This window comes from Telluria sp. AIW5 (assembly GCF_056680575.1).
In genome coordinates, this window is sequence record NZ_CM155289.1 from 2,790,594 (window position 1) to 2,814,435 (window position 23,842).

General features: G+C 64.5%; 21 protein-coding genes. 9 read left to right on the forward strand and 12 right to left on the reverse strand.

What is annotated here, in order from left to right; genetic code table 11:
• Positions 1–6: 6 nt before the first annotated feature.
• From prmB to AC1MEM_RS12300, 3 genes are read right to left on the reverse strand one after another with little or no spacing between them, the layout of a single operon-like run.
• The gene (gene prmB, locus AC1MEM_RS12290) at positions 7–897 is read right to left on the reverse strand and encodes a 50S ribosomal protein L3 N(5)-glutamine methyltransferase (protein WP_499470743.1); all 891 of its coding nucleotides are present in this window, start codon (positions 895–897) and stop codon (positions 7–9) included.
• 22 nt (positions 898–919) lie between these two features.
• Positions 920–2,059, reverse strand: coding sequence for a succinyl-diaminopimelate desuccinylase (dapE, locus tag AC1MEM_RS12295; protein ID WP_499470745.1), 1,140 nt, complete (start codon positions 2,057–2,059; stop codon positions 920–922).
• Positions 2,056–2,412: an ArsC family reductase gene (locus AC1MEM_RS12300; protein WP_499470747.1), complete on the reverse strand. Its 357-nt coding sequence runs from the start codon at positions 2,410–2,412 to the stop codon at positions 2,056–2,058. Before AC1MEM_RS12300 ends, dapE begins: the two co-directional genes overlap by 4 nt.
• 314 nt (positions 2,413–2,726) lie before the next feature.
• On the opposite strand from AC1MEM_RS12300, the gene AC1MEM_RS12305 reads away from it, so the two are divergent.
• From AC1MEM_RS12305 to AC1MEM_RS12320, 4 genes are all read left to right on the forward strand, one after another.
• On the forward strand, positions 2,727–3,464 hold the full coding sequence (locus tag AC1MEM_RS12305; RefSeq protein ID WP_499470748.1) for a DUF5343 domain-containing protein: 738 nt from the start codon (positions 2,727–2,729) through the stop codon (positions 3,462–3,464).
• Positions 3,454–3,930 (forward strand): TIGR02391 family protein, encoded by a 477-nt coding sequence (locus tag AC1MEM_RS12310; protein WP_499470750.1) that lies wholly within the window; start codon positions 3,454–3,456, stop codon positions 3,928–3,930. Before AC1MEM_RS12305 ends, AC1MEM_RS12310 begins: the two co-directional genes overlap by 11 nt.
• Before the next feature lie 741 nt (positions 3,931–4,671).
• On the forward strand, positions 4,672–5,871 hold the full coding sequence (locus tag AC1MEM_RS12315; protein ID WP_499470751.1) for an RNA-guided endonuclease InsQ/TnpB family protein: 1,200 nt from the start codon (positions 4,672–4,674) through the stop codon (positions 5,869–5,871).
• 148 nt (positions 5,872–6,019) lie between these two features.
• A complete protein-coding gene (locus AC1MEM_RS12320; protein WP_499470753.1) occupies positions 6,020–6,370 on the forward strand; it encodes a hypothetical protein in 351 nt (116 codons plus the stop codon).
• Here the strand turns inward: AC1MEM_RS12320 and AC1MEM_RS12325 are convergent.
• The 3 genes from AC1MEM_RS12325 to dapC form a co-directional block, all read right to left on the reverse strand.
• The gene (locus tag AC1MEM_RS12325; RefSeq protein WP_499470755.1) at positions 6,341–7,480 is read right to left on the reverse strand and encodes a PilT/PilU family type 4a pilus ATPase; all 1,140 of its coding nucleotides are present in this window, start codon (positions 7,478–7,480) and stop codon (positions 6,341–6,343) included. The two genes, AC1MEM_RS12320 and AC1MEM_RS12325, sit on opposite strands and share 30 nt — an antisense overlap.
• A gap of 175 nt (positions 7,481–7,655) precedes the next feature.
• Positions 7,656–8,480 (reverse strand): 2,3,4,5-tetrahydropyridine-2,6-dicarboxylate N-succinyltransferase, encoded by an 825-nt coding sequence (dapD, locus tag AC1MEM_RS12330; RefSeq protein ID WP_499470756.1) that lies wholly within the window; start codon positions 8,478–8,480, stop codon positions 7,656–7,658.
• Between the two features lie 17 nt (positions 8,481–8,497).
• Positions 8,498–9,736 carry a succinyldiaminopimelate transaminase gene (dapC, locus tag AC1MEM_RS12335; protein WP_499470758.1) on the reverse strand — a complete coding sequence of 413 codons (1,239 nt, stop codon included), beginning with the start codon at positions 9,734–9,736 and terminating at the stop codon, positions 8,498–8,500.
• 128 nt (positions 9,737–9,864) lie between these two features.
• Here dapC and AC1MEM_RS12340 point away from each other — a divergent pair, with 128 nt between their 5' ends.
• Complete coding sequence (locus tag AC1MEM_RS12340; protein WP_499470760.1) at positions 9,865–10,620, forward strand: YoaK family protein; 756 nt, start codon at positions 9,865–9,867, stop codon at positions 10,618–10,620.
• Between the two features lie 7 nt (positions 10,621–10,627).
• On the opposite strand, the gene AC1MEM_RS12345 is transcribed toward AC1MEM_RS12340, so the two are convergent.
• The gene (locus AC1MEM_RS12345) at positions 10,628–11,686 is read right to left on the reverse strand and encodes an AraC family transcriptional regulator (RefSeq protein ID WP_499470762.1); all 1,059 of its coding nucleotides are present in this window, start codon (positions 11,684–11,686) and stop codon (positions 10,628–10,630) included.
• Between the two features lie 85 nt (positions 11,687–11,771).
• Here AC1MEM_RS12345 and AC1MEM_RS12350 point away from each other — a divergent pair, with 85 nt between their 5' ends.
• Genes AC1MEM_RS12350 through AC1MEM_RS12360 form a run of 3 tightly spaced genes read left to right on the forward strand, consistent with a single transcriptional unit; the run spans position 11,772 to position 16,569 of the window.
• Positions 11,772–13,388, forward strand: coding sequence for an FAD-binding oxidoreductase (locus AC1MEM_RS12350; RefSeq protein ID WP_499470764.1), 1,617 nt, complete (start codon positions 11,772–11,774; stop codon positions 13,386–13,388).
• Entirely contained in the window at positions 13,385–15,007 is a 1,623-nt protein-coding gene (locus AC1MEM_RS12355) for a glycerol-3-phosphate dehydrogenase/oxidase (protein WP_499470766.1), read from the forward strand. The genes AC1MEM_RS12350 and AC1MEM_RS12355 overlap by 4 nt, the downstream gene beginning before the upstream one ends.
• Positions 15,004–16,569 (forward strand): FGGY-family carbohydrate kinase, encoded by a 1,566-nt coding sequence (locus AC1MEM_RS12360; protein WP_499470768.1) that lies wholly within the window; start codon positions 15,004–15,006, stop codon positions 16,567–16,569. Before AC1MEM_RS12355 ends, AC1MEM_RS12360 begins: the two co-directional genes overlap by 4 nt.
• A 63-nt stretch (positions 16,570–16,632) precedes the next feature.
• Here AC1MEM_RS12360 and AC1MEM_RS12365 read toward each other — a convergent pair whose 3' ends face one another.
• Both AC1MEM_RS12365 and lhgO read right to left on the reverse strand, forming a co-directional pair.
• Positions 16,633–17,946 carry an MFS transporter gene (locus AC1MEM_RS12365; protein WP_499470770.1) on the reverse strand — a complete coding sequence of 438 codons (1,314 nt, stop codon included), beginning with the start codon at positions 17,944–17,946 and terminating at the stop codon, positions 16,633–16,635.
• A 79-nt stretch (positions 17,947–18,025) separates the two neighbouring features.
• Positions 18,026–19,234, reverse strand: a complete 1,209-nt coding sequence (gene lhgO / locus AC1MEM_RS12370; RefSeq protein WP_499470772.1) for an L-2-hydroxyglutarate oxidase — start codon at positions 19,232–19,234, stop codon at positions 18,026–18,028.
• Between the two features lie 165 nt (positions 19,235–19,399).
• Here lhgO and AC1MEM_RS12375 point away from each other — a divergent pair, with 165 nt between their 5' ends.
• Positions 19,400–20,308 carry a LysR family transcriptional regulator gene (locus AC1MEM_RS12375; protein WP_499470774.1) on the forward strand — a complete coding sequence of 303 codons (909 nt, stop codon included), beginning with the start codon at positions 19,400–19,402 and terminating at the stop codon, positions 20,306–20,308.
• Positions 20,309–20,351: 43 nt separating this feature from the next.
• Here AC1MEM_RS12375 and AC1MEM_RS12380 read toward each other — a convergent pair whose 3' ends face one another.
• From AC1MEM_RS12380 to AC1MEM_RS12390, 3 genes are all read right to left on the reverse strand, one after another.
• Positions 20,352–21,710: a diguanylate cyclase gene (locus AC1MEM_RS12380; RefSeq protein WP_499470775.1), complete on the reverse strand. Its 1,359-nt coding sequence runs from the start codon at positions 21,708–21,710 to the stop codon at positions 20,352–20,354.
• Between the two features lie 233 nt (positions 21,711–21,943).
• Positions 21,944–23,137, reverse strand: a complete 1,194-nt coding sequence (locus tag AC1MEM_RS12385) for an aminotransferase-like domain-containing protein (protein WP_499470776.1) — start codon at positions 23,135–23,137, stop codon at positions 21,944–21,946.
• A gap of 127 nt (positions 23,138–23,264) precedes the next feature.
• Positions 23,265–23,726, reverse strand: a complete 462-nt coding sequence (locus AC1MEM_RS12390; RefSeq protein ID WP_499470778.1) for a RidA family protein — start codon at positions 23,724–23,726, stop codon at positions 23,265–23,267.
• Positions 23,727–23,842 lie beyond the last annotated feature (116 nt).

The window sequence follows — 23,842 nt, forward strand, 5'->3', positions numbered from 1 at the left end:
CTCGGTTTATGCGTTCTGGAGCTGCTCGGCGGTCAGCAGGAATACCGCGTCATCGCCGACGCTCGTGGTGAGCCAGGTCAGGCCGAGGTGGCCAAAGGCCGCTTCGGCGTATTCGGCCTCGTTGCCGATTTCGACGACGAGGATGCCTTCCGGCGTCAGGCGCTCGGCGGCGCCGGCGACGATCTTGCGCACCAGGTCCATGCCGTCCGCGCCGCCGTGCAGGGCGATCTGCGGCTCGCGCAGGTATTCCGGCGGCAGCTTGGCCATCGAATCGGCGTTCACGTAGGGCGGGTTGGTGACGATCAGGTCATACTTCTTGAAGGGGACGTTTTCGTACAAATCGGACTCGATCGGGTTGACGCGCCCTTCGAGTTTGTATTCGCGGATGTTATGTTCGGCGACCGCCAGCGCATCCTTCGAGATGTCGACCGCGTCGACCACCGCGTTCTGGTAGACGTCGGCCATCATGATGGCCAGGCACCCGGAACCGGTGCACAGTTCGAGCACGTTCTCGACCTCGTACGGGTTCGCCACCCAGGGGCTGAAGAAATTCGGGATCAGCTCGGCGATGAAGGAACGGGGCACCAGCACGCGCTCGTCGACATAGAAGGCGTAGGTGCCGAGCCATGCTTCGTTCGTGATGTAGGCAGCGGGAACACGCTCGACGGTGCGGCGCTCGATCACCGACAGCACCTGCAGCACTTCTTCCGGCAGCAGCTTCGCATCGAGGAAAGGATCGAGCCGGTCGAGCGGCAGCTTCAGGGTATGCAGCACGAGATAGGCCGCTTCGTCGAAGGCTTCGGCGCTGCCGTGGCCGAAGAACAGCCTGGCGGCGTTGAAGCGGGTGACGGCATAGCGCAGCAAATCGCGCGGGGTGCTGAAAGGTGTCGTGGTCATGGCGTGTCCTCGCGGAGTCTGGTCAGGCTGCTAGCAGGTTTTCCAGCGTGCGGCGGTAGATGTTCTTCAGTGGATCGATGAAGCGCAGCTCGACGTGCTCGTCGATCTTGTGGATGCTGGCGTTTGGAGGCCCGAATTCTATCACCTGCGGGCAGATGCGGGCGATGAAGCGCCCATCCGAGGTCCCGCCGGTGGTCGACAGTTCGGTCGCCACGCCCGTCTCGACCTTGATGGCGCTGCAGACCGCGTCCGACAGCGTGCCCTTCGGCGTCAGGAAGGGCAGGCCGGACAGGGTCCATTCGAGCTCGTACTCGAGGCCGTGGTGGTCGAGGATGGCGTGGACGCGCGCTTCCAGCCCCTCGGCCGTGCTCGCGGTCGAGAAGCGGAAGTTGAATTCCAGCGTCAGCTGGCCGGGAATGACGTTGTTCGCCCCGGTGCCGGCGTGGATATTCGAAATCTGCCAGCTCGTCGGCGCATAGTATTCGTTGCCTTCGTCCCAGACCTCGGCCGCCAGCTCGGCCAGCGCGGGCGCGGCCTGGTGGATCGGGTTGCGCGCCAGGTGCGGGTAGGCGATATGGCCCTGCACGCCCTTGATGACGAGATGGCCCGAGAGCGAGCCGCGGCGGCCGTTCTTGATCATGTCGCCCAGTATGTGGGAGGAGGTCGGTTCGCCGACCAGGCAATAGTCGAGCGTGACGCCGCGTTCTTCCAGCATCTCGCAGACGACCACCGTGCCGTCGACGGCCGGGCCTTCCTCGTCGCTGGTGATCAGGAAAGCAATCGAGCCCTTGTGGTCGGGGTGGCTAGCGACGAATTCTTCGCAGGCGACGACCATCGCCGCGATCGAGGTTTTCATGTCGGCCGCGCCGCGGCCGTAGAGTTTGCCATCCCGAACCGTCGGCGTGAACGGCTCGGACGTCCATTGCTGCACCGGCCCGGTCGGCACCACGTCGGTATGGCCGGCGAAGACGAACACCGGCGACTCCGTTCCCTTGCGCGCCCACAGGTTGGTGACGCCGTTCGAGACGATCGACTCGCACACGAAACCCAGCGGCGCCAGCAGCTCGGCCAAGCGCTGCTGGCAACCTTTGTCGTGCGGCGTGATCGAGTCGAGCGCGATCAGTTCGGCCGCCAGCTCCTGGGTGCGCGAGGTCCTGATCATGCAGCCCCCGCGAGGCGCAGGTAGGCATCCGGCGAGAAGCCGACCGACAGCAGGCCCTCGCCTTCGAGCACCGGGCGCTTGATGACGGAGGTGTGTTCCAGCATCAGTTCGAGGGCCGAGGCCTTGTCGGTCACGGCGGCCTTGCGCTCGTCGGGCAGGTTGCGCCAGGTCATGCCCTTGCGGTTGACCAGGGTTTCCCAATCGAGCTGTTCGAGCCAGCGCGCCGCCGTTGCGCGGTCCAGGCCCGCCTTCTTGAAGTCGTGGAAGGCGAAGTCGATACCGTTATCGAGCAGCCAGGTGCGGGCTTTCTTGACGGTGTCGCAGTTGGGAATACCGTAAATAGTAATTTTCATATATAAATCAATAGCTTACCTTGGGTCGTCGATCTCGCGATTGCCGCGCGTGGAGCGCCCAAGTGGTACAAATGTGGATAAGTGGTTCGTCGGGGTCAGCGCTAGTTGTTTAGGTCTGCACGCTGTTTAGGCGGGGCACCTAGCTCTCGTGGTTGCTAAAATTGGTAATTATCAATGTTGATGTGCCTAAAGCACAACATCTGCGGCATAATCGCACTAGTCTACAGAAGGTAGCGCCCCGAGGGGCGCGCACCCTTCTAAGCCAGTCTCATACCTTAAAAGTAACCGTCCTAGTTTAGCTAAGGAGTGTTCGCGTGGCAGAAAAGCATCCCTATACATCCGGCCCTGCCGGCATTGTTCAAACAGTGGTGCAGCTCAGGCGCTCTTTCCCTGCTCAGGTAAATTCGGATACTCTCAAGAAGCTAAACATTGCCCCGAACAATGAGGGCTACATTCTTAACATTATGCGATTCATCGGTGTACTGGACAGTACGAACAAACGTACCGCCGATGCAGTTGCAGTGTTTAATAAACACGATGATAAGGAGTTCGAAGCAGGCTTCGCGCAGCTCGTCTCAAACGCGTATCAAGACTTGTTCGAACTGCATGGAGAAGGGGCGTGGAGCCTGCCAACTGATAAGTTAATCTCGTACTTCCGAAGCACTGATCACACAAGCGATGTTGTCGGCAAGCGGCAAGCTTCTACGTTTTCGACATTGGCGAACATTGGAGGTAAAGTCGAGATTTCGCCGCGTCTTGCCCCTATTAAACCCAAACGAGGCGATTCAAGCAAAGCGGCAAGCAATGGTAATGGCATACGGCTAAATAAGTCGGCGAAGCCGCCAAAAGCGGATCACCTTGAAAGTCCTGCAGCCGCTATGCCTAATGGTGCTTTGAGTCTTCCTACAAAGAGTAGGGGGCACGCTGATAGTCACGGAATGGCCCTTACTGTGCGAATCGAGATTAACTTGCCTGCAGGTGGAGATCAAGATACCTACGACCGTATCTTCAAGAGCATTCGTGCTAATCTATTGAACGGCGATGTCACTTAAGCTATTCGAGCAGATCGTCCGACGCACGCCAGCAGCGGATGAATACGAGCGTACTGTCGACCCGACGCCCAAACATCCTTTCGATGAGCGATGTATACATCACCAACTGCCTGCCAAGGTTCGCAAACTTTTTGATGATGGCCACTACGCTGAGGCTACATTCGAGGCATTTAAGTACGTAGATAAGGTAGTGCAGAGACTTTCCTCATCTCACGATACCGGCCAGAAGCTAATGATGAGTGTGTTCTCTGCAGACAATCCTAAGCTCAAGCTTACCGCTTTATCGAACACCAGCGAGATTGACGAGCAGAAGGGATACCAATTCTTGTTCTCGGGTGCCGTCATGGCGATCCGGAATCCTAGAGGACATGAAGTTGAGTTCGATGACGATCCTGATACTTGCTTGGATCATCTATCCTTTGCCTCGATGCTGCTGCGACGCCTCGACGTCTGTACAGACCGCTGAACCATATTACATACCATCACATGCGCGGAAGTGGTGCTTCGCACGTGGCCGGGATCATACCGCTGTCTGCCTCGCCCTTCTCCTACCGCCGATGGTCTCACCATATTATGCGACTCTAAATCTTTTGCTTATAGATCAATGACTTATCTTGGCTACTGAGCAGGTGTTCAACGCTACAAAAAAAGATGCAGGCTGAGCGTACACCTGTGCCAGTTAGATAGTCTCGGGCTTTTGTAGCGACTCACAAACAAGCACCACGGCATGCCGATACTCACCGTTTCGGGGGAGATGCAGAGGTAGGGATGGCCACCCCAAAAGATCACATGGCGTGATCGATTTCTTGCCGAGATCGAAAGATTGACGCAATGCGCTGAACTACCGGAGAAAGAACGGGACTTTGCTCTTATCGTCTGGCGAGATTGGGCGCTGATGCGGAGATAGTGGCGCGTCTTCGATAAGTCTAGTAAGAAACGTTGCTGCGCTTTGTCAGTGGAAATGTTTAGTAGCCGATACAATCACGGCAATTCAAAAAGCTTAAGTTGCCAGTGATGCTGTAGTTCGAGTTTCATCGACTGATGAACCTAATTTCAGCAGAACAGTCTTAATTAATATCTCGACGTTCGTCCCCAGCAGTATTGCGCAAAACGCATGGGCGTTCCCGTTAGCGCGCTAGACGTGAACGGACTGAAGTCGTAAGAATCACGACTGATAGACATGTGCCCATGGCTCGGGAGGAGCACAATGCTAGTAGCACACCGAATCCGGCTCGACCCGAACAACGTGCAGGCAACCCATCTTGCGCGGGCAGCAGGCACGGCCCGCTTCGCCTACAACTGGGCATTGGCAGAGTGGCAGCGCCAATATGATGCCCGCAAGGTCAATCCCGCTCTGCCAAGCCCAAACCAGGCTGCCCTGCGACGCCAGCTCAACGCCATCAAGCGCGAGCAGTTCCCCTGGATGCTGGAGGTAACTAAGAACGCACCTCAGATGGCGATCATCCAACTGGGTCGCGCCTTCGAGAACTTCTTCGCAAGACGAGCCCGGTACCCCACCTTCCGTCGCAAAGGGCACGGCGACCGTTTCAGTCTTAGCAACGAGCAATTTCACGTCAAGGACAAACGTATCCGGATCCCGAAGCTAGGGTGGGTTCGTATGTATGAATGCCTACGCTTCACGGGCCATATCGTGTCGGCGTCTATTTCGCGTAATGCCGGACGATGGTATGCCAGTGTCACAATTGATTCGCCCGATGTCCCTCTGCCGCCAGCCGAAAACCAAGGCACCGTCGGAGTCGACTTGGGCGTGCATGTCCTTGCTACCCTCTCCAACGGCGAGATCTTTACTGGTCCGAAGGCGCTGCGTGCACTTCTGCAGCGGTTGCGGCGTTTGTCGCGGGGCCTGTCGCGCAAAGAGAAGGGCTCGCGAAACCGCGGCAAGGCCAGGCTGAAGCTGGCGAGGCTGCACGCTAGGATCGCCAACCTGCGGCGCGACAGCCAGCACCACCTAACGTCAAGCCTCACGCGCCGCTTCCATACGATAGGCATTGAAGACTTGAACGTGTCGGGCATGCTTAGCAATAAGCGAATGGCACGGTCGATTGCTGACATGGGCTTCTACGAATTGCGCCGTCAGTTCACATACAAGGCGGCATGGCGCGGAGGTCGGGTCGTAGTGGCCGATCGCTGGTACCCGAGCAGCAAGATGTGTTCATGCTGCGGGCATCGCCTTAGAGAACTATCACTAGGCATTCGCCACTGGGATTGTCCGGCCTGCGGCACGAGCCACGACCGCGACGTCAACGCGGCAGTTAACCTGAGAATCATGGCGGAGAGTTCCTCCGTCACTGCCTGTGGAGGGGAAGGCGCTGGCCCAGCGCGCAAGCGTCGGGTGAAACCGGCCCCAACGAAGCAGGAATCTAACGGCAAAGCTAAGCATGGCTAGCTTTGTGTAAGTTTGGGAGAACGGATAGCATAAGCCCATCCTGCCCGCAGATGTCGCACACGGCCGTTCATGATCGAACCGCCGGGAGTTGGACCTGTCTTATGGAGAGGGGCCGCATGGGGCGGCCCTCATCAGTCAGGAGGACATCATGAAAGCATTGCTTGTCACGCTGGCCGCGTTGCTCGCTTTGTTGTCTGCCTTGCTGGCCGCGACCGTCGCGTCCGCACGCGAGTATTACATCGCGCCTTTCGAGCTGCTCGAGGTCTTTGGCAGCTATCCGCTGTCGAACGGGGACGTGCTGCGCGTCGGGCCTGCAAATGCCGGCACGCACGCCTGGGCACAGCTGAACGGCACCGCACGCATGCGGCTCGTCGCCGTCGGGCCGCTCAAGTTCGTCACGCGCGGTGAAACGCTGCGCCTGCGGTTCGTGGCGCTGCCGTTCAGGACGGACGTTGAAGAAGAGCGCGCCTCAGGTGTTCAGGGTGAACTCGGTAAATGAGGCTTCCGGCGGCTCGTCCTGCTTGCTGGCGGCGTCGAGGGCGGCCTGGCTCGGCCCGTTGTTGAGCAGCCAGAGCAGGTTGGTCGCCGAGTCGGCGTTCGCCAGCGCTTCTTCCTGGGTCACGAAGCCCGCCTGCACCAGCGCCAGCAAGGCGTATTCGAAGGATTGCGAGCCGGGCGAGAGGCTCTTGTCCATCGCTTCCTTGATGCCGCTGAGTTCGCCTTTTTCGATCAGGTCGGCGATGTAGCGGGTGTTGAGCATGACCTCGACCGCGGCCTGGCGCGTGCCGCCCGCGGCTGAACGCACGAGGCGCTGCGAGACGATCGCGCGCGTCGCGGATGCCAGGTCCTGCAGCAGGGCGGGGCGGTTCTCGACCGGATAAAAGCCGATGATGCGGTTCAGCGCGTTGTAGCTGTTGTTGGCGTGCAGGGTCGCCACGACCAGGTGGCCGGACTGGGCATAGGCCAGCGCCGCGCCCATGGTCGCCTGGTCGCGGATTTCGCCGATCAGGATCACGTCCGGCGCCTGGCGCAGGCTGTTGCGCAGGGCCAGCTCGAAATCCAGGGCGTCGCTGCCGATCTCGCGCTGGTTGACGATCGATTTCTTGTTCTTGAACAAGTATTCGATCGGGTCTTCCAGCGTCAGGATGTGGCCGGTGCGCTGTTCGTTGCGGTAATCGAGCATCGAGGCGATCGTGGTCGACTTGCCGGAACCGGTGGCGCCGACGATCAGCAGCAGGCCGCGCTTTTCCATGATCAGCTCGGACAGCACCGGCGGCAGGCCGAGTTCGCCCAGCGGCGGGATGGTGGCCGGCACGAAGCGGAACACCGCCGAGACGCTGCCGCGCTGGCGGAAGGCCGAGAGGCGGAAACGGCCCAGGTTGGGCACGGAAATGCCCATGTTCAGTTCGTTGGTGCGGTTCAGCTCGTCGAGCTGCGCGGGGGTGGCGATTTCCGAGAGCAAGGAATCGATGTTGTCGGGGTCGAGCTTGTGCTGGTTGATCGGGATGAGGTTCCCGTTGATCTTGATGTGGACGGGAGAATTAACCGCGAAGAACATGTCCGACGCGTTTTTTTCCTTCATGAGCTGGAACAGGCGGTCCATGGCCATGTGGCGTGTCTCCCGGGTAGTGCTTGTTATGGTGCGGCAGATCACGAGGCCGTAACGCGTGGGCATGCCCACCCTACGTTACGCAACCGCCGCCGAATTCACCAGGAGCGGTGGTGCACCGTAGGGTGGGCATGCCCACGCGTTCAACGCACCTCCGCTCCGTCGAAACGGAAAATCAGATCCCGCGCAGCAGCTCGTTGATGCCCGTCTTCGCACGCGTCTTCGCATCGACCCGTTTGACGATCACCGCGCAATACAGGCTGTACTTGCCATCGGCCGACGGCAGCGAACCCGAGACCACGACCGAACCGGAAGGAATGCGGCCGTAGCTGACTTCGCCCGTTTCGCGGTTATAAATCTTGGTCGACTGGCCGATGTACACGCCCATCGAAATGACCGAGTTCTCCTCGACGATCACGCCTTCGACGATTTCCGAGCGGGCGCCGATGAAGCAGTTGTCTTCGATGATGGTCGGATTCGCCTGCATTGGTTCGAGCACGCCGCCGATGCCGACGCCGCCCGACAGGTGGACGTTCTTGCCGATCTGCGCGCAGGAGCCAACCGTGGCCCAGGTGTCGACCATCGTGCCTTCATCGACATAGGCGCCGATGTTCACGTAGGACGGCATCAGCACCACGTTCTTGCCGATGAAGGAGCCGCGGCGCGCGACCGCCGGCGGCACCACGCGGAAACCGCCCTTGGCGAAATCCTCGGCCGTGTAGTCGACGAACTTGGTTGGCACTTTGTCGTAGAACTGCATGCCGCCGCCTTCGACGGGCATATTGTTCTCCAAGCGGAACGACAGCAGCACGGCCTTCTTGATCCACTGGTTGACGATCCACTCGCCGCCTTCTTTCTGCGCCACGCGCAGGGTGCCCGCGTCGAGGCCTGCGAGGACCTGGGCGACGGCGTCGCGCACGTCGGCCGGAGCGGTGGCCGGGCTGAAGTCCGCGCGCTGTTCCCACGCGGTGTCGATGATGTTCTGGAGTTGTTGGGTCATGATGGAATGGTCTCGTTTCAGGAAGAGGCTTGCACGTAGTTGGAGCTGAGGCTTTGGCAGAACTGGACAATGCGATTGGCTGCTTCCAGCCCTTCGTCCACGCCCGCCACCAGGGCCATGCGGATACGGTTGCGGCCCGGATTGGTCCCGTGCGCATCGCGCGCGAGATAGGATCCTGGCAAAACCGTCACATTATATTCGGCGTACAGCCGGCGTGCGAAGTCGGTGTCCGACAGCCCGGTGCGGCGCACGTCGGCCCACAGGTAGAAGCCGGCATCGGGCAGCTCGACATCCATCACTTCGCGCAGGAGCGGCGTGATGAGCGTGAATTTTTCCTTGTACAGCGTGCGGTTGTCGTGCACGTGGGTCTCGTCGCCCCAGGCCGCGATCGAGGCGGCCTGCACCACCGGCGACATCGCGCCGCCGCAGTAGGTACGGTAGAGCAGGAATTTCTTCATCACCTGCGGGTCGCCGGCGACGAAACCGGAGCGCATGCCCGGCACGTTCGAGCGCTTCGACAGGCTCGAGAACACGACCAGGTTGGCGTAGGGACGAGGGCCAGCGCTCCTGCCCAGCTGGTGCGCCGCTTCGAGCGCGCCCAGCGGCGGGGCGGAACCGACGTAAATCTCGGAATAGCATTCGTCGGCCGCGATCACGAAGCCGTGGCGGTCGGACAGTTCGAACAGTTCGCGCCAGTCCTCCAGCGTCAGCACGGCGCCGGTCGGGTTGCCCGGCGAGCAGACGTAGAGCAGCTGGACGCGCGCCCAGATGTCGTCCGGGACGGCGCTGTAATCGCAGGCGAAGTTGCGCGCCGGGTCCGAGTTGACGAAATACGGCGTGGCGCCGGCGAGATAGGCCGCGCCTTCGTAGATCTGGTAGAACGGGTTCGGGCACAGCACGAGCGGGTCAGGGCGGCTGGCGTCGATCGTCGAATGGGCGATCGCGAACAGGGCCTCACGCGAACCGTTCACCGGCAGGATCATCGTCGCCGGATCCATGCCCGGGATGCCGTAGCGGCGCTCGAGCCAGGCGGCGACCGCCGCGCGCAGCGGTTCGCCGCCGACGGTGCTCGGATAATTCGACAGGCCGGCCACCGCATGCATCAGGGCCTTTTCGATGAAGGGCGGCGTCGGGTGCTTCGGTTCGCCGATGCCGAGGCTGATCGGCGCGAGCGCGCTGTTGGGCGTGACGCCCGCGAACAGTTCGCGCAGCTTTTCGAAGGGGTAGGGATGGAGTTTGTCGAGATGTGGGTTCACGAGGGACTATTGTCGCTGTTTGCGGAAATGGACTGTTGATTATAGCGCCGCCGCGCCAGGCATGCCGTCGCCGTTTCAATCTGGACTTGCAGTAAGATTAATCATCGAAACGATGCAGACATTCCCACGTGCCGATCAATTACATGCGCCGCCTTGCCGGCCCCGAACGCAGCGCGGTGGCGAACCGCCAGCTCGGCTTTGTACTGGCCTTCGTCGCCGGCGCCGTCAACGCAGGCGGTTTCCTGGCGATCGGGCAGTACACGTCGCACGTGACCGGGATTGTCTCGTCGATGGCCGACAACCTGCTGCTTGGCCGCGACGAACTGGTACTGGCCGCCGTCGCGGCGGTGGGCGCGTTCATGCTGGGGGCGGCGAGCACGGCGATCATGGTGAACTTCGGCCGCCGCCGCCGGCTCTACAGCGAGTTCGCCCTCCCGCTGCTGGCCGAGGCCTTGCTCCTGCTTGCCTTCGGCGTGCTGGGCGCGCGCCAGCCGGCGGCGCGGGCGGCGGTGGCGCTCACGGTCGCGCTGCTGTGCTTTGTGATGGGACTGCAGAACGCCCTGGTGACGAAACTGTCGCGCGCCGAGATCCGGACCACGCACATGACGGGCATCGTGACCGACATCGGCATCGAACTGGGCAAGCTGCTGTACTGGAACGCGGCGGCGGACCAGGCGCCCGTCAGGGCCAACTGGCGCCGGCTGGGGGTGCTCGTGGGCCTGCTGGCAAGCTTCGTTGCCGGCGGCATCGCCGGGGCGGCAGGCTTCCGGCACATCGGCAGCCTGGCCACCGTGCCGCTGGCGGCGCTGCTGTGCATCGTGGCGATCGTGCCGGCCGCCGACGACCTGGCACGCTCGCTGCTGGGGCCACGCGGCCGGCCCTGATTCGCGTTCACCGTGCAAGCTGGCGTTCGCGCCAGGCGCCCGGATTCGTGCCCGACCATTCCTTGAACGCGTGGGTAAACGCGCTCTGCTCCTGGTAGCCGAGCAGGAAGGCGATGTCCAGCAGCGACAGGCCGCGCTGGCGCAGGTAGTCGCGCGCCAGGTCGAAGCGGGCGCCGTCGAGCACCTGCTGGAAGCTGGTGCCGGCGTCGAGCAGTTTGCGCTGCAGCGTGCGCGGCGCCAGCCCGAGTCCGGCCGCGATGCCGCCCAGGCGCACGCGGTCCTGCGCCAGGTTGCGGATGACGGCGGCGCGCACCGCGTCGACAATGGCCGGCGGCGCGGCTTCCCGCTGGCCGAGCAGGCGCTCGGCATGCTGCTGCAGTACCGGATACAGGGTGATGTCGGCGTTCGGCAGCTGCAGCGCGAGGAGGGCGGCGTCGAAGCGCGCCAGGTTGGACGGCGCGTTGAAGCGCGGCGCTGCGCCGAAGATGCGTACGTATTCCGACGTGTCGCTGCTGCCGGCGTGCGTGAATGCGATAGCGGCCGGCGGCAGCTGCGCCCCCGCGAGCCAGCGCCCGAAGGTCTGGATGCCGGCGAAGACGCTGTCGGCCAGGTGGCGGCTGGCCTGCGGGTAATGGCTGATCCATTCATATTCGGCAGCCGCGCCCCGCAGCGCCAGCCGCGAACGCCCGAGATCGTGCGCCAGCGCCTCGTAGCGCATCGTCTGCTCGAACACCTGCTCCAGGTCGCGGCAGGCCAGCAGCACCAGGCCATAGACACTGTAGGTACCGAGTTTGACGTGTTCGCCGACGTGCAGGCCGAAGTGTTCATCGTTCGCGAGGTCCGCGCCGGCTTCGAGCAGGCGCAGGTAGTCATGCGCCGCCAGCGATTCCGGCAGCGGTGCGAGAGCGCCATCGGCCAGGCCCGCGGCGCGGGCCAGTTCGCGGGGCGCCAGGCCACGCGCCATGGCGGCGTCGAGCAGGGGCTGCAGGTAGGAACCGGTGACTCTGCGCGGGACGGGCAGGTGGGCTGGCGTGTCCGATGGCGCAAATGAGCAAGGCTTTGGCATAAAGGAGCAAGACGCGGCTGGAGTGTTGGCTTAGGCTGGGGCTTAGGCTGGCGGTATTGTCAAAAGAGTATAAAGGGAAAAGCGCATGCGACGATGGAATGGCTGGGGCGACGACACGATCGATGTGCCGCTGAACGCGGATGCGCTGGCCTTCCTGGAAGCGCGCATCGGGCCCGGCCGGGCGCCGCTCGACGCGACCTTCGAGGACGCCTGTGCCGCGATTCCCGCGAGCCGGCTGGCGCCGCACGCGCTGGTCGATGACGCACCCGCGGTACGCGCCCTGCACGCGCTGGGCCAGAGCCTGCCCGACTGGCTGCGCCTGCGCCATGGCCGGCTGGGAGCGGTGCCCGACGGCGTCGCCTTTCCCGAAAGCGGCGAGCAGGTGCGCGACCTGCTGGCCTATGCGGCCGCGAACGGCGCCGCCGTGATTCCGTATGGCGGCGGCACCAGCGTCGCCGGGCACCTGACCGTGCTCGGGGAGCGGCCGACACTGTGTATCGACCTGCGCCGCCTGCGCGCGATGACGGCGCTCGACCGCGAATCGCAGCTTGCCACCTTCGGCGCCGGCGTCACCGGTCCGGACCTGGAAGCGCAGCTCCGTGCGCACGGCTACACGCTCGGCCACTTCCCGCAGTCCTTCGAATATTCGACCCTGGGTGGATGGGTCGTCACCCGGTCGTCCGGCCAGCAGTCGCTGCGCTACGGCCGCATCGAACAGCTGTTTGCCGGCGGGCGCCTCGAGACCCCGGCCGGCACGCTCGCCATCCCGACCTTCCCCGCGTCCGCTGCGGGCATCGACCTGCGCGAAATGGTACTCGGCTCCGAGGGACGGCTCGGCATCCTGCTCGATGCCACCGTGCGCGTGACAAAACTGCCGGACTACGAAGCCTTCCACGCCGTGTTCTTCCCGGACTGGGAAGCGGCCCAGCGCGCGGTACGTACGCTGGCCCAGGCGCGCCTGCCGCTGTCGATGCTGCGCCTGTCGAATCCATTGGAAACCCGGACCATGCTGGCGCTGGCCGGCCACAAACGCCTGGTCGGCATGCTGGAAACCTGGTTGCGCCTGCGCGGCTGCCTTGATGCCAAGTGCATGCTGCTGGTCGGCGCGACAGGCGCGAAGGCGCAGGCGCGCGCCGCCCTGCGCGCCGCCTTCGCAATCGCACGCCGTGAGGCCGGCGTGCACCTGGGGAAAGGCCTGGGCGAGCGCTGGCGCCACAACCGCTTCCGCAACGTCTACATGCGCAACAGCGCCTGGCGCCACGGCTATGCGATCGATACGGTGGAAACGGCAGTCGACTGGCCGGGCGTGACCGGCGCCATGGCGGGCATCGAAGCGGCGGCGGCCCGTGCCCTCGGCGAACACGGCGAGCGCGTGCATGCATATACCCATCTGTCGCACCTGTACCCGCAAGGCGCGAGTGTGTATTCCACCTTCGTGTATCGCCTGGCGGGCGACTACGAGACCGATCTCGCGCGCTGGCGGAGCCTGAAGGAGGCGGTATCGAACGCGATCGTGGCGAGCGGCGGCACCATCAGCCACCAGCATGGCGTCGGCTCCGATCATGCGCCCTGGCTGGAAGCGGAGAAGGGCGCGCTCGGGCTGGAGGCGATGCGCGCGCTGTTCGGGCGCTTCGATCCGGACGGGCGCATGAACCCCGGCAAGCTGGTGCTGCCTTTGCTACCTTCGCTGGAAAAAGCGTGAACGCGCTCTGGCCGCGCGGCTGGCGCGCCCATGGCAGCAACAGCGTGCCGGACCTGTGCGCGCGCGAATGGGATGTGTTGATCATCGGCGGCGGCATCACCGGCGCCGGCATCCTGCTCGAAGCATCGCGCCGCGGGCTGCGCGCCCTGCTGGTCGAGCAGCGCGATTTCGCCTGGGGGACGTCGAGCCGGTCCTCGAAACTCGTGCACGGCGGCCTGCGCTACCTGGCCCAAGGACACCTCAAGCTGACGCGCGAAGCGGTGCGCGAACGCGAGGCGCTGCTGCGCGACGCACCGGGCCTGGTCGAGCCGCAGGGCTTCGCCTTCGCCGACTACGGCGCACATGAACGCAAACGCCGCACGATGCTGGCCGGCCTCGCCCTGTACGACCTGTTCGCCGGGCGGCGCGAGGCGCACTGGCTGGCGGCCGGCGAATTCGCGCTGCGCGCGCCGAACGCGGCGCGTGAAGGGCTGGCGGGCGGCATCGTCTATACCGATGCGAAAACCGACGATGCACGCCTGGTGCTGCGCACGCTGGCGGAAGCGCGCCGGCATGGCGGGCAGGCACTCAACTACGTGTCTGCCGAAGCGCTGCTGACAGGCGAGGGCGCGGTGACCGGCGCCCGCCTGCGCGACAGGGCGGACGAGGGCGGCGACTACGAGCTGCGCGCACGCCTCGTGATCGACGCCGGCGGCGCCTGGTCCGGCATGCTGGGCGCGGAGGGACAGGAAAGCGGTCCGCGCCTGCGCCCGTTGCGCGGCAGCCACCTGGTGTTGCCGGCCTGGCGCTTGCCGCTGGCCCAGGCGATCAGCCTGATGCACCCGGTCGACGGCCGCCCCGTGTTCGCCTTTCCGTGGGAGGGTGCGACCCTGGTCGGCACCACCGACGTCGACCACCGCGACGGGCTCGAACGCGAGGCCGCCATCACGCGCGCTGAACTCGATTACCTGATGCTTGCCCTGCAGGCGCAGTTCCCGCAACTCGGTTTGAACGAACTTGACGTCATCGCCACCTGTGCCGGCGTGCGCCCGGTGCTCGCGAGCGGCGAGGACGACGCGCCCTCGAAAGCCGGGCGCGAACACGCGGTCTTCTCCAGCCCGGGGCTGGTACGCGTGGCCGGCGGCAAGCTGACGACCTTCCGCGCTATCGCCCTCGACGTGCTGCGCGCGGCGCAACAGCAGCTGCCCGACTGGCGCGACGGCCTCGCGCCATGCCGCATCTACGATCCGGTACCGCTGCCGCACAGTGCCCGGCGCCTGCCGCCGTCCATCCTGCGCCGCCTCGCGGGCCGCTACGGCGCCCAGGCGCAGGCGCTGCTCGACGCGGCGCAGGAAGGCGACCTGGAGGCGATCCCCGGCACCGAGACCCTGTGGGCCGAACTGCGCTGGGCCGCACGCGCCGAGGGCGTCGAACACCTGGACGACCTGCTGCTGCGCCGTACCCGGATCGGCCTGCTGTCAAGCGGCGGAGGCGCGCAGCACCTGGCCCGCATCCGCGCCATCTGCCAGCCGGAGCTGGGCTGGCCCGACGCGCGCTGGGAAGAAGAACTGGACACCTACCGGTTCACCTGGAAGACCCACTACAGCCTGCCCCCACAAGCAGCGCAAGCCCGCGCATGACCACCGAACCGCTCATCCTTGCCATCGACAACGGCACCCAAAGCGTGCGCGCGCTGCTGTTCGACCTGCGCGGCAACATCGTCGCCAAATGCCAGGTGCCTTTGCTGCCCTATTTTTCGCTGCAACCCGGCTGGGCCGAGCACGACCCCGAAGACTACTGGCAAGCCGTGTGCCGCGCCTGCCAGGGCTTGTGGGGCCAGCCGGGCGTGGTGCGCGAGGCGGTGCGGGCGGTGGCGGTCACCACCCAGCGCGGCACGGTGGTCAACCTGGGCGGCGACGGCAAGCCGCTGCGCCCGGCCATCACCTGGCTCGACCAGCGCAGGACAAGCAGCGTGCCGCCGATCGGCCCCTTCTGGCGCGCCGCCTTCAGGCTGGCGCGCGTCGACAAGACCATCGACTTCTTCCGCGGCGAAGCCGAGATCAACTGGATCCGCGCGCACCAGCCCGAGGTCTGGCAGGCGACCGACAAATTCCTGCTGCTCTCCGGTTACCTGAACTGGCGCCTGTGCGGGCGTTTCGTCGATTCGAGCGGTTCGCAAGTGGGCTACCTGCCTTTCGACTACAAGCGCCACGGGTGGGCTGCGAAGCGCGACTGGAAGTGGCAGGCGCTGGCGGTGGAACGGCGCATGCTGCCCGACCTGCACCCGCCCGGCACGCAACTGGGCAGCATCGATCAGGAGGCCGCCGGGCAGACCGGCATCCCCCGCGGCACAGCGCTGTTCGCCGCCGCCGCCGACAAGGCTTGCGAAGTGCTGGGCGCGGGCTGCGTCGCGCCGCACGTCGGCTGCCTCAGTTACGGCACCACGGCGACGATCAACACGACCAGCAGCCGCTATGTCGAGGTGACGCCTTTCGTGCCACCGTATCCCTCGGCCATTCCCGGCGCCTACAGCACCGAGGTGCAGGTGTTTCGCGGCTACTGGATGGTCAACTGGTTCAAGGAGCAGTTCGGCCACCATGAGCAGTTGCAGGCGCTCGCCGGCGACCTGGCGCCGGAACAGCTGTTCGACCGCCTGGCCGAATCGGTGCCGCCCGGTTCGATGGGCCTGATGCTGCAGCCTTACTGGACGCCGGGCATCCGCGTGCCCGGACGCGAAGCGAAGGGCGCGATCGTCGGTTTTGGCGACGTCCACACGCGCGCCCACGTGTATCGCGCCATCCTCGAAGGACTGGCGTATGCGCTGAGGGAAGGCAAGGAACGGATCGAACAGCGCAGCGGCGTGCGCATCACGGAGCTGCGGGTGTCCGGCGGCGGCTCGCAGAGCGACACCGCGATGCAGCTCACCGCCGACATTTTTGGCTTGCCGACCGCGCGCCCGCACGTGTACGAAACCTCGGGGCTGGGCGCGGCGATCGACGCCGCCGTGGGCCTGGGGCTGTACCCGGATTTCGCCAGCGCGGTGGCGGCGATGACGCGGGTGGGGCGCGTGTTCGAGCCGATTGCCGGCAACCGCGCCATCTACGACCGGCTCTATAACCGCGTGTACCGCAAGATGTACCGCCAGCTGCAGCCGCTGTATCGTGAGATCGCCGCGATCACCGGTTATCCGCAACCGCTTTAAAGCCTCACAAAAAAAACCACGGGGCAGTCCGCCGGCTTGCCGTGCGGCCGCGCCGCAGCCCCATCAGTTCTTGTGCTTGCTGAAGCGATAGCCCTGGTCGAACATCGTTGCCACGGCGACGACCAGGCCGGAACCGGCAAGGATCAGGACCACGCCGCCTGTGGAGTGCGTCGCGGTCCTGGCCACCATCGACAGTGCCCACAGCGGAGCCAGTCCGCCGGCGATCGCAGTTCCGATTTCGCGGGCGGTACCGACCCCGGTCGAGCGGCTCTGCACCGAGAACTGACGGCTCAGGTACGAGCCCTGCGGCGCGAACATCATCGGCGCCAGGATGCCGGTGCCGATGATCAGGGCGGTGTAGATCAGCGCGTTCTCGCCGCTGCCCAGCAGCGCCATGAACGGATAGGCGAACAGGGCCGACAGGATGCCGCCGGTGACCAGCAGCTTCTTGCTGCTGTATTTGTCGCACAGCCAGCCGAAGGTGGGCACGGCGACGATGGCGACCAGGCTGGCGAGCGTGACCGACAGCGAAGTGACGTTGGCCGACACGCCCTTGAATTGGGTGAGGTAGGCCAGCGAGAAGGTCTTGAAAATATAGCTCAGGGCGTTGTAGCCGATCGCCACGAAGAACACCACGCCCAGGCCCTTCAGGTTGGTGCTGAACAATTCCTTGAATGGCTTGGCGGGCGCCGTGCTTTCTTCCGCGCGATGGAATTGTGGCGTTTCGGGCAGCTTCTTGCGGACCCACAGTCCGACCATGACGAGGATCGCGCTGAGCAGGAATGGAATGCGCCAGCCACCGGACAGCAGGAACTCGTCGCCGCCTAGCGTGAGCAGGTAGACCGTCACCGACGACAGCAGCAGCCCGAGGTTCAGGCCCAGCGCCGGCCATGAACCCTGGCTGCCGCGCTTCTGGTCCGCCGCGTGTTCATACGAGGTGACGGCGGCGCCAGCCAGTTCCGCGCCCGCGCCCAGGCCCTGCACGATGCGGATCGCGACCAGCAGGAACGGCGCCCAGAAGCCGATCACGGCATACGAAGGGATCAGTCCGATGGCGAAGGTGCAGATGCCCATCAGGCAGAAGGTTACGTACAGCATTTTCTTGCGGCCGAAACGGTCGCCGAAATAGCCGAACAGCATGCCGCCGATCGGGCGCGCCACGAAGCCGATGGCGAACGTGGAAAACGCCGCCATCGATGCAGTGGCCGGGTCCGAGCGGTCGAAGAAAATCTTGCTGAACACAATCGACGCCATCGTCGCGTACAGGTAGAAGTCGTACCACTCCAGCATCGAACCAACGATGGTCGCGGCCGCCACTTTTTTCAGGCGCTTGCTGGCCTCTGCGGGTGTTTCAAAATTGGGTTTGAGGATATCCATGAAGTCTCCGGGGTATCGGTTGTTTTTGTTATGGTTGAAAGAGAGCGTGCCAGCCTTGTCCGGGCTGCGCGCCGGTTGCCTATTGTTTGGGAAGCACTTCGCGTACGATGTACTCGGCAATGGCCATCGAGGACGTCGCACCCGGCGAAGGCGCATTCCGGATGTGCGTGATATTGCCCTGGCGGCGGATGACGAAATCGTCCACCAGCGCGCCGTCGTCCTGCATGGCTTGCGCGCGGATGCCGCGCGTCGCCGGGCTCACCGCCACATCGGCCAGCGTCGGCACATATCTGGCGGCCTCGCGCACGAACACCGATTCGCTCAGGACCGTTTTCAGTTCGCGCAGCGTGGCCGGGACGTTGCGCGAAGCGAATTTCCAGAAGCCGGGGTAGGTCAGGAAGTCGGCAACGTCGCGCAGGCTGGGGCGGCGCCCGTCGTAGTTTTCCCGGCCCAGCGAAATGAAGGCGTTCGGCCCAATGGTCATCTGGCCATCGATGCGCTTGGTGAAATGCACGCCAAGGAAGGGAAACCGCGGGTCCGGCACCGGATAGATCAGGCCCTTGACGTGCGACTTGAACGCTTCGTCGATGACGTAGTACTGGCCGAAGAAAGGCACGATCTTCGGGGTCGCTTCGTCGCCCGAACGCACCGCCAGCCGGTCCGACTGCAAGCCGGAGCAGGCGATCGCGTAGTCGAAATGCTGAGGATGCACTTCGCCGCTCTCGAGTTCGACGTGGATCTGGTGGCCGCGCTCGATCAGCCGCGACACCGGTGCGTTCAGGCGAATGCTGCCGCCTTTTTGCTCGATCTCCTGGGCGATATGGCGCGCAATCTGCCCGTAGCTGACAATCGCGGTGTGTGGCGAATGCAGCGCCCGGATGCCGACGCAGTTGGGTTCGATCTCGCGCAGTTCGCCGGCATCGACCAGGCGCATGCCGGGCACGCCGTTGGCCAGCGATTTCTTGTAGATGGCGTCCAGGCGCGGCAACTCTTCCTCGTTCAGCGCCACGACCACCTTGCCGCACTCGTCGTAGGGAATGGCGTTTTCCAGGCAGTAGTTCCTGACCAGCTCCACGCCGCGCCGGCACAGGCGCGCCTTCAGCCCTCCGGGTTCGTAGTACAGGCCGGCATGCACGACACCCGAGTTATGGCTCGACTGGTGCTGCGCCACCGCCGCTTCCTTTTCAAATACCGTCACCGACACGCCCGGATCGTCGAGCAACAATTGCCGGGCGACCGATAATCCGTTGATGCCGCCGCCGATGACGGCATACCGTTTCTTGTTCATGCAAACCTCTTGCTCATTCAAAACTCTCTGGAACACCCCAATCTGCCGCTGGAACCGCGCAGTCGTACGGTGGAGTTGAGATGAGCATCTTAATCTTCGGCACTTCAATTAAAAGCGAATAATTTAAGATAAACTTGTTTCACTAAACGAAACAAGATACTCGGCATGACCTTGAAACAACTGGAAGCTTTTTACTGGGCCGCGACCTGCGCCAACTTCGCCATTGCGGCGGAGCGCCTGCACCTGTCGGTGTCATCGCTGTCGAAGCGGATTGCCGAACTCGAGGAATCGCTGGGGGGCGCCCTGTTCGATCGCAGCGGCCACCGCGCCACCCTGACCGAAGCCGGGCAGGGCTTGCTGCCGCGGGCGCTGGACCTGCTCGACGCCGCTGCCGCCATCCGCAATGATTTCGCACCGGACGCGGGCCTGGTCGGCCGCTGCGCCTTCGGCGTGGGCGAACTGAGCGCCCTGACCTGGCTGCCCCGCTTCATCGCGCAGGTCCGCGCCGAAAACCCGAGGCTGGTGCTGGAGCCCTATGTCGACGTCGGCGCGGTGCTGGAAACACGGGTGGACAACGGCGAACTCGATTTCGCGATCGTGGCCGGCCGCTCATCGCGTCAGACCGTGCTGTCCCAGCCGATCACACAGGCCCAGTTCGTATGGGTGGCGGCGCCGGCCGTCGCAAGCAGGTACCCGGACTTGCCGGCGATGCTCGCCGACAGCCAGCCGATCATTGCCCTGCCGCGCTCCGCGGGGACCACCCGCCTGATCGACGACTGGCTGCTGGCGCATCGGATTGCCGCGGTCGAGCGCATCAGTTGCAATAACTGGGGGGCGATCGCCGGCATGCTGATCGCGTCGGTCGGGGTCGGCATCCTGCCCGAGGGCTGGGCGAGAAAGCTGGTGCGCCAGGGCCTCCTATGCACGCTCGAGGCCGAGGTCACGCTGACCCCGCTCACCTATTCCTTCCAATGGCGGCGCGGCGATTCGCGCCCGCTGGTCGGCCAGATGCTGGCCCTGGCGGCCGGCGTGGCGGACTTCCTGGCGGATGCGCAAACGCCGCTGCTGGTGTGATGGGGCGGCGGCGCGCCAGGCGGGGAGGTCTTGTCAGTGCGCGTCAGGCACTGAAGGCAGCGGCGATCGTGTCGAAGGCCGCCCCCGTCTGCACGGCGCGCACGCCGTTGCGGCCCGCTTCCTTGACCGCGTACATGGCGCGGTCGGCCTGCACGAAGAAATCCTTGATGTCGTCGAGCTGGGTCGGCACGACGGTCGCCACGCCCAGGCTGACGGTGACCCAGGGCGAGGTCGCGGAACGGGGATTCGGGATGTTCAGCGCCTCGATGTGGCTGCGGATCGCTTCGGCCAGCAGGCAGGCGGCGTCGAAGCCGGTCTCGCCGAACAGCAGCACGAATTCCTCGCCGCCATAGCGCGCGGCGATATCCGCGGCGCGCAGCGCGTGCGACTGCAGCGCCATCGCCACCTGTTGCAGGCAGCTGTCGCCGGCCGCGTGGCCGAGGCTGTCGTTATAGCCCTTGAAGTGGTCGACGTCGAGCACGATCAGGGACAGCGGCTGGCTGGATCGGATCGCGCGCTGCCATTCCTTGTCGAGGAAGGTGTCGAAGTGGCGCCGGTTCGCGATCTTGGTCAGCGGGTCGACCATGGCCGCGCGCTGCAGCGCGTTTTCCGACTGCTTGTGGTGGGTGATGTCATGCAGCAGGGCGATGAACAGCGGCTGCTCGGCCTGCATCGGCGTGAGCGTGAAGTCCATCGCGCGCAGGATGCCGTCGCGCTGGCGGATCAGGACTTCGCGCGCGCCGCGGCACTGGGGCGCGGACCCGGCCGCCACGCTCTGGCCGAACAGGTCGAGGTATTCCTGGGCCACCGAGGGCGCCAGCAGGCTGTCGAGCGCGCAGCCGGCCAGTTCGCCCGGCGCGTAGCCGAGGTAACGGTCGCAGGCGGGATTCGTGTACTGGATGCGCCCGGACGGTTCGATGACCATCAGGCCCTCGTCCATGCTGTCGACGATCAGGCGCAGGCGCTCGGCCTGCTGTTGCTGCGACAGGCTGGTGCGGCGGAATTGCAGCTGGGCGCGCACGCGCGCGCAGACCTCGGCCAGGCGCAGCGGCTTGGGGATGTAGTCGGAGGCGCCGATGTCGAAGGCGGCGACGATGTCCTCGGTCGCGCTCAGGGCGCTTATGAAGATGACGGGGATGTTGCAGGTCGACGGATGCGCCTTCAGGCGCCGGCACACTTCCATGCCGTCCATGCCGGGCAGGACGATGTCGAGCAGGATCAGGTCCGGCTGGGCGCGCTGGGCAATCGCGAGCGCCCGCTCGCCGCTGTTCGCGACAAAAGTCTGGTAGCCCTGCTGCAGCATCATCGAGCGCATCAGTCCCAGCTGGGCGGGTGCATCGTCGACGATCAGGATGGCGGCCTGGCGCGTCGTCGCGGCGGATGCGGGGGCTAGGTTTGACATTGCGTGGACATTGCGGTTGTCGCGGTGACGGGTTTGATTTCGTTCAAAATCATACCCCGATGTCGACCCCAAGGGTAACTTTTGTTGCCTAACGGCTAGTTTTTATTGTTGCAATGCGGCAACCGCGCGGTGCAGTCCCCCTTGTAACTGCCAGTATTTCATTGTGGCAACATTGTCATTGCGTGCAGGCGCGTGCGCCGGCCGGGAACCCCGGCCCGGCGCCGCGCCGCGGCTTACAGCAGCGCCGCGATCAACTTGCCGAGAATCGCGATGCCTTCGCGGATGCGCTCCGGCGGCACGGTGACAAACGACAGCCGCAGCGTGTTGGTCTCGCCTTCGTTGGCATAGAAGGGCGCGCCCGGCACGAAAGCCACGCGCGAGGCGATGGCCGTGTCGAGCAGCTTCATGGCGTCGATGTTCTTCGGCAGGGTGACCCAGATGAACATGCCGCCTTCCGGCTTGGTCCAGCTGACGCTCGCGGGGAAGTGCTCGGCCATCGCATCGAGCATCGCCTGGCACTGCTGGCCGTAGAGCGTGCGGATGGTCGGGATGTGCTCGTCGAGGAAGCCATCCTTGATCACTTCATGCACCACCATTTGCGTCAGCTGCGCGGTATGCAGGTCGGCGGCCTGCTTGGCCAGCTCGAGGCGGCGCACCAGCGGCAGCGGAGCGCAGACGTAGCCGAGGCGGATGCCGGGCGTGAGCACTTTCGAGAACGAACCCATGTAGATGACGCCGTCCGGGTTCATCGCCACCATCTTCGGCATCGGCTCGCCCGAGTAGGACAGCGCGCCGTAGGGATCGTCCTCGATCAGCGGCAGGCCGAGGCGCGCGCAGGTTTCGACGAGTTCATGGCGGCGTGCCACGGACAGCGAGCGACCGGTCGGGTTCTGGAAGTTCGGCAGCGAATACAGCAGGCGCGCACCCTTGGCCACACCTTCGATCGAGGACGGCACCAGGCCGTCGTCGTCGGTGGCGACCGAAGCGAATTCCGGGCGGTAGACCGAAAAGGCCTGCAGCGCGCCCAGGTAGCTCGGGGTTTCGACCAGCACGCGGCTGCCTTCGTCGATCAGCACTTTACCGATCAGGTCGAGCGCCTGCTGCGAACCCGACACCATCAAAATCTGCTCGGGCAGGATTTTCGTCCCTTCGGTCGACAGCGAATGCGCGATCCATTCGCGCAGCGGCGCGTAGCCGTCGGTCGGGCCGTATTGCAGGGCGACCTTGCCGGTCTCCGACAGCACCTTGTCGTAGGCCGCCTTCATGCGCTCGACCGGGAAGGTGGCGGGCGAGGGCAGGCCGCCGGCGAAGGAGATGATCTCGGGACGCTGGGTGATTTTGAGGATCTCGCGGATGAAGGAGCTTTGCAGCCCTTGCGCGCGTTCCGAAAACTGCCAGTTGATGGGGTTGGGATTTTCGATTTTCATGCTGGTCTCGCTAGAAGGAACCGCCGGATTCGTCCGGCCATGATGGGGCGTGCCGGGTAGGCTGCCCCGGACAAGGCCAGGCGGATAGCCCGGCCCCATGAGCTTTACGTGGATCGATCGGGGCCGTTTACGCCACTTCGACGATCATTTCGATCTCGACGCAGGCGCCGCGCGGGATTTGCGCCACGCCGAAGGCCGAACGGGCATGCTTGCCGGCGTCGCCGAAGACTTCGCCGAACAGTTCCGAGGCGCCGTTGGTGACCAGGTGCTGCTCGGTGAAGTCCGGGGTCGAGTTCACCAGGCTCATCAGCTTGACGATGCGCTTGACGCGGTTCAGGTCGCCGCCGCAGGCATCCTGCAGCGTGCCCATCAGGTCGATCGCGATTGCGCGCGCCGCAGCCTGGCCGTCGGCGGTGGTCTTGTCCTTGCCCAGCTGGCCGCTATTGACCGAACCGTCCGCGTTCTTGGCGATGTGGCCCGAGATGAAGACCAGGTTGCCGGTCTGTACGTACATGACGTAGGCGGCGGCCGGGGCGGCGGCCTGCTGCAGGGTGATGTTCAGTTCGGTGAGTTTGTCGTAGACGGACATGGGAATTCCAATGCGGTGGATGAAGCCGGTATTGTACGGCTTGAAAGCGGTGAAAGGCACGCTCCGGTCGCGGCGCCGGCACCAGGATGGTGCAAGGTCTTGTTCATTTAGTATTT